The 12,961-nt window shown below is 70.3% G+C and carries 8 protein-coding genes; 4 read left to right on the top strand and 4 right to left on the bottom strand.

What is annotated here, in order from left to right; genetic code table 11:
* The first annotated feature begins 51 nt into the window (after positions 1-51).
* On the top strand, positions 52-2,775 hold the full coding sequence (locus tag ABTW72_RS15670) for a discoidin domain-containing protein (protein WP_350859225.1): 2,724 nt from the start codon (positions 52-54) through the stop codon (positions 2,773-2,775).
* A 68-nt stretch (positions 2,776-2,843) separates the two neighbouring features.
* Here the strand turns inward: ABTW72_RS15670 and ABTW72_RS15665 are convergent, their stop codons facing one another.
* Genes ABTW72_RS15665 through ABTW72_RS15655 form a run of 3 tightly spaced genes read right to left on the bottom strand, consistent with a single transcriptional unit; the run spans position 2,844 to position 8,478 of the window.
* Positions 2,844-5,036 carry an RICIN domain-containing protein gene (locus tag ABTW72_RS15665; RefSeq protein WP_350859223.1) on the bottom strand — a complete coding sequence of 731 codons (2,193 nt, stop codon included), beginning with the start codon at positions 5,034-5,036 and terminating at the stop codon, positions 2,844-2,846.
* A complete protein-coding gene (locus ABTW72_RS15660) occupies positions 5,033-7,384 on the bottom strand; it encodes a family 20 glycosylhydrolase (protein WP_350859220.1) in 2,352 nt (783 codons plus the stop codon). The genes ABTW72_RS15665 and ABTW72_RS15660 overlap by 4 nt, the downstream gene beginning before the upstream one ends.
* Positions 7,385-7,404: 20 nt before the next feature.
* Positions 7,405-8,478, bottom strand: a complete 1,074-nt coding sequence (locus ABTW72_RS15655) for a right-handed parallel beta-helix repeat-containing protein (RefSeq protein WP_350859217.1) — start codon at positions 8,476-8,478, stop codon at positions 7,405-7,407.
* Between the two features lie 386 nt (positions 8,479-8,864).
* On the opposite strand from ABTW72_RS15655, the gene ABTW72_RS15650 reads away from it, so the two are divergent.
* The 3 genes from ABTW72_RS15650 to ABTW72_RS15640 are packed head-to-tail and all read left to right on the top strand — an operon-like array spanning position 8,865 to position 11,618.
* A complete protein-coding gene (locus tag ABTW72_RS15650) occupies positions 8,865-9,893 on the top strand; it encodes a 1-phosphofructokinase family hexose kinase (protein WP_350859214.1) in 1,029 nt (342 codons plus the stop codon).
* Complete coding sequence (locus tag ABTW72_RS15645) at positions 9,869-10,765, top strand: SIS domain-containing protein (RefSeq protein WP_350859211.1); 897 nt, start codon at positions 9,869-9,871, stop codon at positions 10,763-10,765. The genes ABTW72_RS15650 and ABTW72_RS15645 overlap by 25 nt, the downstream gene beginning before the upstream one ends.
* 10 nt (positions 10,766-10,775) lie before the next feature.
* On the top strand, positions 10,776-11,618 hold the full coding sequence (locus ABTW72_RS15640) for a class II fructose-bisphosphate aldolase (RefSeq protein ID WP_350859208.1): 843 nt from the start codon (positions 10,776-10,778) through the stop codon (positions 11,616-11,618).
* 66 nt (positions 11,619-11,684) lie between these two features.
* Here the strand turns inward: ABTW72_RS15640 and ABTW72_RS15635 are convergent, their stop codons facing one another.
* Complete coding sequence (locus ABTW72_RS15635) at positions 11,685-12,878, bottom strand: ROK family transcriptional regulator (protein ID WP_350859205.1); 1,194 nt, start codon at positions 12,876-12,878, stop codon at positions 11,685-11,687.
* Positions 12,879-12,961: the final 83 nt, after the last annotated feature.

Genomic DNA, 12,961 nt, shown 5'->3' with positions numbered 1-12,961 from the left:
TGGTCACCGCTGCCTTCCCCACGCCGCCGTACCGCCGTTCGGGCTGCCATCGTGGTTCTCATCCTGTTCGCCGCGATGCTGCAAGCCCTACCCGCTCGCGCGAGCACCCCGGGAAGCGCGACCGGCCTCACCCGGACCGGGAACACCTACACCATCGCCACCAGCACCGCCGCCCGCATCCGGCTCACGCTGGTCCGCGCGGACATCTTCCGCGTCTGGGCAGCGCCGAACGGCACCTTCACCGAACCGGCAGCGAACGAGATCACCGTGCGGACCGACTTCGGTGCGGTGGCCAGCACGGCGACCGACGACGGCACCGCCTTCCGCATCGCCACCGCGGCGGTGGTCGTCCGGATCAACAAGAGCCCCCTGACGCTGCAGGTCCAACGTCCAGACGGGCGGCCGATCTGGCGGGAGGCGCAACCGCTCGACTGGGCCGCCGGCCGCACCACGCAACGGCTGGCCCGCGCCACGGACGAGCAGTTCTACGGCACCGGCCTGCGGCTGGGGGAGTGGGCGTTGCGCGACAAGACGGTGCCGATCGCCGTGGACAACCAGTGGCGGGAGAACACCAATGCCAGTCCGGCGCCCTTCTACCTGTCCACCAACGGCTACGGCGTCCTGCGCAACACGTGGGCGCCCGGATCGTACGGTTTCACCTCGCCGGTGACCACCACCCACAACGAGGAACGGTTCGACGCCTACTACTTCGTGGGTGATTCGCTCAAGGCGGTGCTCGGGGCGTACACCGACGTGACCGGCAAGCCGTTCCTGAGCCCGATGTGGGGCCTCGAACTCGGCAACGCGGACTGCTTCAACGCGTCCAACCCGACCTATCAGGGCGACCACAACCGGGCCGGGCACCAGCGGACTCCCGATGTGCTGTCGTACGCCCGGGAGGCCCGCGCCAAGGACATGCCCTCCGGCTGGTTCCTGCCCAACGACGGGTACGGCTGCGGCTACACGGACCTGCCCGCGACCGTCGCCGGCGCCAAGGCGCTCGGTTTCCAGACCGGCCTGTGGACCTCCACCGGCCTGGGGTCCATCGACTGGGAGGTGGGCACCGCCGGCAGCCGCGGTGTGAAGACCGACGTCGCCTGGGTCGGCGGCGGCTACCAGAACGCCTTCCGTGGTGTCCAGCAGGCGGTGGACGGCATCGAGCGGAACTCCGACGCCCGCCGCTACGTGTGGACCGTCGACGGTTGGGCCGGCACCCACCGCAACGCCGTGGTCTGGACCGGTGACACGTACGGACGGTGGGACGACATGCGGTGGACCGTGCCGGCCGTCGCTGGCGCCGGGCTGTCCGGCTTCAACTACGCCACCGGCGACGTCGACGGAATCTTCGGTGGCAGCCCGAACACCTACGTGCGGGACATCCAGTGGAAGTCGTTCACACCGGCGTTCATGACGATGTCCGGTTGGGGCGCGACCAACCCGGCTCCCGGCTACCAGGACAAGCAGCCCTGGCGCTACGCCGAGCCGTACCTGTCGATCAACCGCCGGTACCTCCAACTCAAGATGCGGTTGATGCCGTACCACTACACGATGAGCCGCGTCGCCAGCGTGACCGGCGTGCCGGCGACCCGAGCCCTGGTGCTGGAATACCCCAACGACCCGGTCGCCCGGGGCAACGCGACGTCGGGGCAGTTCATGGCGGGCGACGCGTTCCTCGTGGCGCCGGTGGTGTCCGACACCGAGTTGCGCGACGGCATCTACCTGCCGGCCGGCACGTGGACCGACTACTGGACCGGGCGGGTGTACCAGGGGCCGCTCACGTTGAACGGGTACGCCGCACCGCTCGATCGGCTGCCTCTGTTCGTCAAGGGCGGTTCCATCGTGCCGATGTGGCCGCAGATGAACCACACCGGCGAGAAGCCGGTCTCCACGCTCACCTACGACCTGTATCCGCGCGGGTCGTCGAGTTTCACGCTCTACGAGGACGACGGCATCACCCGCGCCTACCAGAACGGGGCCTACGCCACCCAGCAGGTCCGGATGACCGCGCCGGCATCCGGCACCGGAACGGTCACCGTGGATGTGGGAGCGTCCACCGGAACGTACGCCGGTAAGCCGTCGTCGCGCTCCTACGAGTTCAACGTGCACCTGGGGGGTGCCCCGCAAGCGGTAACGGTTGCCGGCCAGACGCTGCCGGGGCTGAGCACGCGCTCCGCCTACGACTCGGCGAGCAGCGGTTGGTTCTACGCCGCCGGGATCCTGTGGATCAAGGCCGGGTCAAGGAGCAGCGCGTTCCAGACCCGCATCGACGGCGTCGTGCTGCCGGTTCCCGGCACCAGCACGACGACGCCACCGATCCCGAACGACAACTGGCGGCTCGTGTACGCCGACAGCGCGGAGACGAGCGCGGAGAACGGCGCTGCCACCAACGCCTTCGACGATGATCCGGCCACCTTCTGGCACACCGCCTGGTCGTCGACGGCCGCACCCCTGCCGCACGAGATCCAGATCGATCTGGGCGCCACGTACCAGGTGGACGGGCTGCGGTACCTGCCACGGCAGGACGGTGGGGTGAACGGCCGGATCGGCCGCTACGAGGTCTACGTCTCCGACAGCCCGAGCAACTGGGGCACGGCGGTGGCGTCCGGCACCTTCGCCGACACGTCGACGCAGAAGGTGGTGCCGTTCAGCGCCGCCCGCAGCGGCCGGTACCTGCGTCTGCGGGCACTGAGCGAGGCCGGTGACCGGGGGCCGTGGACGACGGTGGCCGACCTGACGATCACCGGCAGAGCGGTGGCGTCAGCGTCGGGGAACTGACCGCGTACACCGGTGGAAGCGACGCCGCGGGCTGCCGGAGCGGCCCGCGGCGTCCTCCGACGACGGTCCTAGGACAGGGACCACTGTTGGCGGGTCGCACCGCTGGCGGTGCGTTGGACGACGTCCGCGCCGTTGTCCGTGATCGTTCCGTCGAGGTCGAGCACCCGCCCGCTGTTGCGGTTCGTGATGGTGAACGAGGTGCCGACCCGCGTGATGCGCCACTGCTGGTTGGCCGCGCCCGTGTACGTCCACTGGATCACGTCGGCGCCGTCGGCGGTGGAGTTGCCGGCCACGTCGAGGGCGCGGCCGCTACGGCGGTTGACGACGCGGTGGTACCCGTTGCCGAGGGGAACGACCGACCACTTCTGGTGCTGGCCGCCGTTGTCGGCCCACTGGACGGCGTCGCCGCCGTCAGCCGGAGCGGCGACGGCGACCTCGACGACCTTCCCGCTGGCCCGGTTCGTGATGGTGTAGCTCGCGTTCGGGTCGAACGAGCCGTTCAGGGCATCGAGTTCCTTCAGGCTGAACCGGACGGTCATGATGTACGGGTAGCTGGTGTCCGCCGGGTCGAAGTATCCGTAGGACGTGAGCACGAACGTCCCGTCGGGCAGCACGACGTTGCCCGCGTAGCCGGTGTCGCCGCTCCTGGCCGAGGGTGTGAAGTCCTCCAGCAGCCGCACCCGGTACTGACCCTCGCGGGAGTTGACCAGGTCGTCGTACGTGCCGACCCAGGCCACCCAGTCGCCGGCTACCCACGCGCCGGTGTTGCTCACGCTGTTGCGGATGATGTCGCGGAAGGTGATGACGAGCCGACCGGAGGCCGGGTCGTACGTCGCGGCGTGCCGCTCACCCATCAGCGCGCCCTGCATCTCGCGCGGCTCGGTCCAGGTGTTTCCCTCGTCGTTCGAGAACGCGACCATGGCGTTCGTGCGCTTGTGCTGCGCTCGGGCGAGCAGCGCGAGCTGGCGACCGTCCGGCGAGCGGATGATCTCGATCTCGCAGAGACCGGCGTACTTCTCGATGGCGTCGTGCGCGGCGAGCAGTCGGGTTGGCGTGCTCCAGACGGCGTTGCCGCTGGCGTCAAAGGTCAGGTAGGTCTTCCAGTTGTTGTAGCCGCCGTCGTGGAAGACGCCCAGGTACCGGAAGTCCCACGACCCGTCCGCCTTCTTCAGGCGCACCAGGGTTGCGTGGGCCACGTACCCGGCGAAGCCGGCGTCGGCGAAGTGGTGGGTGAACTCCGACCAGGACCGCCCGTTGTCGTCGGAGTACGCGGTCTTGAACCCGCCCGGACTCGCCGGAAGGCCGCTGACCAGCAGGAGCCGGGTCACCCCGTTCGGCTTGACCACCTTGTAGAGGGTGGGGGTCTCCTTGCTGGTGGCCCAGCTCGCCGGCGTGGGGAGCCGACCGGTCCAGCTACGACCGCCGTCGTCGCTGCGCTTCAGGACGATCGGGCCGGTGCCGTGGCCCTGCGGGTAGACGGCGAACATCGTGCGGCCGTCGTCGAGCAGGACGGTGTCGGGGTGCCCGAGGTACTGCCCGGCCTGGCGGTCGGTGAGCACCTGGCGGCGCGTGTCGTCCTTGAGGTCCAGGAACGGGATCGTGTAGTCGATGCGCATGCTGAGGTCGCTGATCTCACCGGCCGACAGCGGTGTGCCGTACACGCGCACGTAGTCGAGGTCACCGCTGTAGTGCCACTGCGGTCCCTGCGCGTCGACGTTACGACCGATCCACATCCCGTCGAGGTCCCGGACATTGGCGAAGAACCGGGTGGAGGGGTTGGTGGCGCGTACCGTCCCGTCCACGTAGAGGCGGGTGCCCTCGCTGCCGACGGTCAGGATGGCGGTGTGCCAGACCCCGTCGTTGTAGGGGCCGCCGGTGGACGTCACCTGCGTGGCGTACGCCCCGTTCTCCCGGTTCTCGAAGTACACCGATCCGCCGTTGAGGGAGAACGACAGGTTGCTGGACTCGTCGGCGGTGTGCGACGCGCTGAAGAAGCTCTTCGCGATGGCGGTGCTGGTGGACCGGAACCGGACCGCGATCGCCCCCTGGGCGAGGTTCGCGACCCTCGACAGGTCGGCCGACCTGTCGAGGAAGGTGCTGCTGCCGTTGAAGGCCTGGTTGACCGGGTAGTTCAGCGTCGCCGTGGCCGCCTGAGCAGCGGACGCCGGCATCAGCAGGCTCAGTAGAAGCGCGAGCGCGACCGTGGCGGCGGCGCCGCTCCGGGCCAGCGCGCCCCGGCGCGCCCTCGATCGGCGGTTCATCGGGTGATGGTCCATTGCTGTTCGGTACCTCCGCGGTAGGTCGACTGGACGACGGCGGCGCCATCGTTGGTCGCGGCGCCGGCGATGGTGAGCGCCTTGCCGGAACTCCTGTTGAGGATCTTGTAGTGGGCGCCCACCGGAATGACGCTCCACAACTGGTTCGCGCCGCCGTGGTACGTCCACTGCACGACGCCCGCCCCGTCGGCGGTGGACGAGCCGGAGACGTCCAGCGCCTTGCCGCTGCTGCGGTTGACGATGCGGTAGTAGCCGCCGCCGGCCTCGACGAGCGTCCAGCGCTGATGTGCCGCGCCGTTGCCCGACCACTGGATGGCGTTCACGCCGTCCCCGCTGCCCGCCGGCACCTCGAGCACCTTGGCGCTGTTGCGGTTGACCACGCGGTACTCGCTCGACGGGTCGAACGCGGCGGCCGGGGTCGCCGCCGTGGACACCTCGACCTTGTCCGCCGTGACCGCCGTACCGGATGAGCTGGTGTTCCTGCTGTTCAGCACCCGCACCTTGAGGACGTGCGGGCCCTGCGCGAGTTGTCCACTGGTGAAGACCATCGCCTGGTCCAACCGGGTGGGGGAGTACAGGTCGATGACCGTTTCCGGGCCGCCGTCGATCGAGACGCCCGCCCGTCCGTGGTTCGCCGCCCGGGCCGCGAAGAGCTTGATCTTGTTGCCGATGAACCGCACCTGGTAGGCGCTGTCGAGCGTGCTGCTGTAGTGGTCGTCACGCTGGAACTGCTGGGTGCCGCCGGCCCCGTAGGACCACGTGCCCGAGTAGCTGAACTGGTTGTCGCCGGTCCCCGTGGTGTTGTCGTTGACCTGGAGCACGCTCGGCACGCCCGGGGCGTCCCCGATCGCGTCCACGCGGGTGAAGAACGCCTCCACGGTGCTCGACCGCGGCCCTCCCCACAGGCGCTCGGCCAGGACCTCGGCCGGCCGCTTCGCGTACTGGTCGAACCACTCGTCGGTCTGGTGTTCCACGGCGTCCGACCAGCGGGCCATCTGGTAGCCGTTGACCTTGGCGTTGGTGTCCGGTGTCCAGCTCTCGTAGACGTTCCTGGTGTTGACGGCCAGGTTCAGGCCGGGTGTCACGTACAGGGTGCTCTCCGGTACGCCGACCACCGTGTAGCCCAGGTTGTAGAAGTAGTTCAGCGACCCGGTGTACGGCGTCAGGACGATGCTGCTCGCCGGCTTGATGCTGGTCTGCTGACCGTTCGTCTCCCACCAGTTCCAGAGCTGGGCCGTCTTGCCGTACGAGCGCACCTTGTCGTTCATCAGGTTCATGAACTCGGTGAAGACGTCACCGGGGTACGGAAAGCCCCGCGCCTGCGCGTAGTTGACCAGCTCCGGGCAGGAGTTCTTGGCGGCGTCGGTCTGGTACTCGTCGCCGCCGACGTGGAAGTAGGGGCCGTCGAACAGTGGGACGAACTCCGACAGCAGGTTCATCACGAACGTCCGGGCCGAGTCCTTGGTCAGGTTCAGCGTCCAGCCGCCGTTCGACCCGCCCGGCCAGGGTGCGTAGTCCATCGACGGGCAGGTGAACCGCATGCTCGGGTCGTATGTCGTCATCGCCGTGGCGTGGCCCGGCAGGTCGATCTCGGGAACGATGGTGATGTGGTAGCGCTTGGCGACGTCCTGCAACCGGCGCAGGTCGGCCTTGCTGTAGGACTGCGCCGAGGCCAGGCCGGGGTACCGGTCGCTGCGCAGCCGGAATCCGTTCCACTCGGTGAGGTGCAGGCGCAGCGTGTTCAGGCGTAGCCACGCCATCCGGCGGAGAAGGTTCTCGAGGTAGTCCATCTCGTAGAAGTGCCGGCCGACGTCGAGCATCACCCCCCTGTCCCGGTACTGCGGGTAGTCCCGGATGGTCCCCGCCGGTACTGTCGTCTTCGTCGCGCTCTGCTTGATCATTTGCAGCAGGGTCTGGGTGCCGTAGTACACGCCGGCCGCCCCGTTCGCGCGGACCACGATGGTCGAGCCGGCGGTCAGCAGGTAGCCCTGATCCCCGATGCCGGCGTCGGTGCTGGCCAGGGTGAGCAGGATGTCGCCGGTCCCGGCCGTCGCCGACGAGACAACCGGTACGTCGGCGCCACTGATCGCGCCGAGGTCGACGCGCAGCGACGTCGCCGCGGCTGACAACTGGGCGGTGTGTGCCGGGTCCAGCAGGATCCGGGACGACGGGGCCAGGGTCCATACGCCGGTCCCTCCGGTCCACTCCCGGACACTCGGCGCGACCTGGGGCGTCGGGTTGGCCGCCTGCGCCGCCGACGGGACCTGGAGCCCCACGCCGGCCAGCACTGAGGCGAGTAGGAGGGGAAGAAACGGCTTGCGGAATGAGAACACGGTCGCGTACCCCCGATCGTTCAGAGCGGTAGGAGATCCTTGACGTTGCCCTGCAACAGGGGCGCTGTGCCGCTGTTGGACTGCGTGCCGACCAGGTGCACCGGAACCGTGCCGGCGCAGGTGACGGCGAGGTTGGAGAGCGTGCAGCCGGAGAGCAGCCACCGGGTGCCCAGCAGGTTCGTGGCGCGGACGTCGCTGTACCAGAGGGTGTTCCCGGTGAAGGTCGGTGGCAGGACGCCGTCGACGACCACACCGGTGCCGGGATCGCGCTCAGCTCCACCGATCGGGAACGACAGCCCGGCGCTCCACCGCACGGGGACGCCGCCGTTGGAGTGGTTGAAGGTGTTGCCGGTCAGGCTGCCGTGCCCCCAGTTGTCGCTGGCGAGCGCCCCGTACGGGCTGGTCCGGGCGAACGAGTAGTAGGCGCCGTAGCAGCCGACGGCGACGTTGCCGTTGATCGTCCAGTTTCCCGACGAGTTCCAGATCGCGAGTCGGCACGAGGTGAAGCTGTTCGCGGTCAACTGCGAGTACTCACTGCGGTCGGCCAGCGAGACACCGAAGTAGCAGCGGTGGAAGGCGTTGCCGCTCACCTTGAGCCGGTAGCCGAAGTAGTCGTCCGCCGCCGATCCGGTGATCGCCAGGCCGGCGCCGCGCCAGTTCGTGAAGTCGCAGTCCAGGATCCGCACGCCGGTACTGCGGGTGATCCGGACGGCGACGTGCGCGAACTGTGGTGCGGATCCGACCGGGCTGGCCTGGCGTCCGAGGAAGTGGACACCGCTGATGGTGACACCGCTGCGGCCCGTGATGGACAGCGCGCTGGTCTGGTCGGAGGGGACGGTGACAGTGGCGCCGTTGCCCACGATGAGGCAGCGATCGGGCAGGGCGACCGGCGCGGAAAGGGTGTACGTGGCGCCGGGCGCGAGCTGTACCTGAGGCGTACGGGCGAGGACGGCGTTCCAGTCGTCGGAGACGCCGAGCACCGGCAGGGACGTCGAGGCGATCGCGGCGTCGGCGCGGCCGGGCGGAACGACGGCGGCGAGGGCGCCGGCGGCGGCCGTCAGCGCGACCGCGCGGCGGGGGAGTCGTGTGGTCATGGGTGTCCTTCGGACCGAGGGGGATTGTCTTACGTCAGATGTCGGACGAACTTACGAGTGATATTGACGTCCGTCAAGAGAGCCATCCCCTGCCCTCGGCGGCCGTCACGCGACGGGCGTCCGGCCAGCGGCTCCGTGGTGGCCGTGCAACTTGATGCAAATTTCTGCGAGTCGGAACGCGGTGCACTGGGCCTGCCTGAACGCCGCGGCGCTCTCTCGATGTGGGTGCCCGCGAGCGCGGTAACGGTGTACGAGCGCTCAGGGCCGACCTTGACGCCGTCAGTGCCAGATCCTAGGGTCTGCAACATCCTGATTGATTCTGGCACTTGGATGTCACGAAAGATCATGCGTGGTCGTGTGGCTGGCATCTTCCGGAAGAGGCGGATATGAAACGAGATCTGAACGGCGGCCCGCCGGAGTCCCGGGTGCGCGGCGACCTGATCATCTCGGTGGCGCTCAATCCGGCCCTGGACATCACCTACACCGTGCCCGACCTGGTGCCGGACACCTCCCACCGGGTCACGGACGTGGTTTCCCGTGCCGGAGGCAAAGGCCTGAACGTCGCCCGGGTGCTGCGGCAGTTGGGCGTCGAGACGATGGTCCTCGGTCTGGCCGGCGGCGCGGCCGGCGAGCAGATCGAGGCCGAGCTGGCGACGGCCGGCGTGCCGGCGTGGTTCACCCGCCTGGACGCGGAGACGCGCCGGACGGTGACCGTCCTCGGGCGAGGCATGGCGACCGTCCTCAACGAACCGGGCCCGCGCGTCACCGACGCCCAGTGGGAGTCGTTCCGGGAACAATTCGCCCAGCGGGTCCGGGCGGCACGGGTGGTGGTGCTGTCCGGCAGCCGGCCACCGGGCGTCCCCGAGACCGCGTACCGCGATCTCGTCACCATCGCCCGAGCCCGCGGGGCCGAGACCATCGTGGACACCGACGGTGCCGCGCTCCGGCACGCGCTGGCCGCCGCGCCGACGCTGGTGAAACCCAACGCCCACGAGGCGGCGGAGCTGCTCGGCCGCCCGGTGCGCACCCGCGACGACGCCGTGCAGGTGGCGCACCGGCTCATCCGGCTCGGTGCCGTCGCCAGCGTCGTCTCCCGTGGCGCGGACGGCTTCGTGGCGGTCAACGGCGGGGCCGCCTACAGCGTCCGCGCGCCCGAACGGATGGCCGGCAACCCGACCGGTGCCGGCGACGCCCTCGCGGCAGTGCTCGCGTACGGGCTCCTCACCCGCACGCCTTGGCGGGACCTCCTCGCCCGGGGCGCGGCCGTCTCGGCGGCCGCCGTCGCCTGCCCGTGGGCGGGCGAGTACGACGACGTCGTGGCTTCCCGGCTGCTGCCCGGAACCACTGTCGAAGAACTGGATGAGCACCGCACCGACAGAGAGCAGGAATCGTGTCCCACGTCGCCTCCGAGATAGCCACGCAACCCGAGACGTGGCGTCGCGCCGCGGAACTGGTCACTCGACCTGAGGTAGCGCGGGCTCTGCCTCAGCCCGGCGAACGGGTCGCCGTCGTCGGCTGTGGCACGTCGTACTTCATGGCGCAGAGTTTCGCGGCGCTGCGGGAGTCGGCGGGCCAGGGGGAGACCGACGCCTTCGCCGCCTCGGAATTCCCCGCCGGCCGGCGCTACGACCGGGTGGTCGCCATCACCCGCTCCGGCACCACCACCGAGGTGATCGCGCTCCTGGAGCAGTTGCCGCCCGGCAGCCGCTCGACAGTGCTCACGACCGACGCCGACCGGCCGGTGACCCGGCTGGTGAGCGACTGCGTCGTCCTCGACTTCGCCGACGAGGAGTCGGTGGTGCAGACCCGCTTCGCCACCACCGCACTGGCCCTCTGGCGCGCCGGTCTCGGGCAGGATCTGACCGAGCCGATCGCCCACGCGCGGGCCCAACTGAGCACGCCACTCGACCCGGCCGTGGTCGGCCGGGACCAGTTCACCTTCCTCGGTGCCGGCTGGACCGTGGGACTGGCGCACGAGGCGGCGCTCAAGCTGCGCGAGGCGGCACAGGTGTGGGCCGAGTCGTACCCGGCGATGGAGTTCCGGCACGGGCCGATCAGCGTGGTGAGCGACCGGTCCGTGGTCTGGATCTTCGGGCCGGTGGTGCCCGGCCTCCGCGACGATCTGGCCGCCACAGGCGCGATAGTGGTGCACGAGGACGTCGACGCCATGGCGCACCTCACCACCGCGCAGCGGCTCGCGGTCGAGCTCGCGGCGCGCCGCGGCCTGGATCCGGACCGCCCCCGGCTGCTCACCCGGGCCGTCATCCTTACCGCGCCGGCCGGGTGAGGAGCGCCCGATGACCCTCGTTCCCACCGCCGACCTGGTGGCGGCGGCCCGGGCCGCCGGTACCGGCGTGCTGGCGTTCAACGTGATCACCATCGAGTACGCCCAGGCGATCTCCGCCGCGGCGGAGCGTGCCGGCCGGCCCGCGATTTTGCAGATCAGCCAGAACGCGGCGCGCTACCACTCCGGGGTGTCCGCCATCGCCGCGGCGACGGCGGAAGTCGTGTGGAAGTCCAGCGCCGACCTGGCGCTGCATCTGGACCACGTCGACGACATCAGTCTGCTGGAGCAGGCTCCCGACTGCGGCTTCAGCTCCGTGATGGTCGACGCGTCCGCGCTGGCGTACGCCGCCAATGTGGCCACCACCCGCAAGGCGACCGAGTGGGCGCACGAGCACCGGCTGTGGGTGGAGGCCGAACTCGGCTACGTCGGCGGTAAGCCGGACGCTCCGGCGAGCGCCCACACCGCCGGCGTCCGCACCGACCCGTCCGAGGCCGCCCGGTATGTGGCCGAGACCGGCGTCGACGCCCTGGCCGTCGCTGTGGGCAGCTCGCACGCGATGGCGGACCGCACCGCCTCGTTGGATCTCGACCTGGTGGCCGCGATCCGTGACGCCGTAACCGTGCCCCTGGTCCTGCACGGTTCCTCGGGGGTGCCGCTGGAGCAGATCCGCGCCGCGGTCGCTCATGGCATGGTGAAGATCAACGTCGGTACGGCCCTGAACGTGGCGTTCACCGACGCGGTCCGTGGCGCCCTGCCGGAATCCCGGGACCCGCGCCGGTACCTCGCAGCCGGACGGGATGCGGTGACCATAGTTGTCGAACGACTGCTCACGCTCCTCCCGGCGGTACCGTAGCCGGCCGCCGCGCCGCCCAGGCGGAGGCGCTGGCCCTGCGCCGCGTTGCCCTGCGGTGCGTTGGTCCTACGGCGTGGGGAGGGTCGGCAGGGGCTCTGACGTGTTGAGCCGCAGGGCGGCCGCGACGGCGCCCAGGGCACCGCCCTCGTCGCCGAACTGGGCCGTCACGACGTCGAGGCGGCGGGTGTGTCCGGGGATCGCCAGCTGACCGATGGCCGTCCGGACCGGTTCGAGCACCGCGTCACCGGCATGGGCGAGGGTGCCACCGATGGCCACCTTGCCCGGATCCAACTGCACCACCATTCCCGACAGGACTCGGCCGAGCAGCGTCGCGGCGTGCCGCACCACGTCGGAGACGATCGGCTCGCCGGCGAGCGCCCGCGCGACCAGATCTGCCGGGTCCGCGACTGTGACACCGCGCCGGGCGCACTGCTCGATCAGTGCCGACGGGCGGATCAGCAGCTCGAGGCAGCCACGGCCGCCGCACGGACAGGGGTCGCCGTCGGGCTCGACGCTGACGTGACCGATCTCGCCGGCCGCTCCGTGCGCGCCCCGGGCGAGCCGGCCGTCGACGATGAGCCCGCCGCCCACGCCGTCACTCCACCGGACGTAGATGGCGTCCCGTACGTCACGGGTCGCCCCCCAGGTGCCTTCGGCCAGCGCGGCCAGTCGGGAGTTGTTGTCGGTGACGACGGCGACGCCGTACCGGTCCTGGATTCGCGTGCTGACCTGCTTCGCGGCTACCGAGGGGCTGCCGCTGCCGCCGGCCGAACGGCTCCGACCGGCCACCAGGCCGGGCAGGCCGAGGCCGATCGCCTCCAGCGCCCGCAGGTCGATGTCGTGCTCCTGAACGAGGTCGTCGATCAGCTTGATCGCGGCGTTGGCTCGTCGGGCCGGCCCCGCCGTCAGCGTGATGGGACGGCTGCCCCGGGCCAGGATGTCGTGACCCAGGGTGGCGACGATGACGGTGATCGTCGCGCGGCCGAGGTCGATGCCGACGATGCGGCCGGCCGACGGGTTGAGGCTGACGGTCGTGGACGGCCGTCCCCGGCCCCGGTGGCCGGACAGCGCAGGCTCGCGCTCGACGACCACACCGCGGGCGATGAGGTCGCCGATGATGTCGAACAGCGTGGTGCGCGACAGCCCGGTCAGTCGGATGAGCTCGGCCCGGCTGAGCGGGCCGACGCTGCGGAGCTGGGCCAGCAGCACCTCGGTGTGCGCCAGCCGCACACGCTGCATGGCATCCGGGCGTTCGATCACCGGACCATCATGACCGATGCCTCGTTTCCGATGTCGTTGCGGCAGCGTACGGGCGCGGTGGCCGGCGCCGTCACCGGTGCGAG

The organism is Micromonospora sp. NPDC127501 (assembly GCF_040302185.1).
Classification (GTDB): Bacteria; Actinomycetota; Actinomycetes; order Mycobacteriales; family Micromonosporaceae; genus Micromonospora.
The sequence above is the reverse complement of the archived record's forward strand: the minus strand, read 5'-3'. Positions and strand labels throughout refer to the sequence as shown.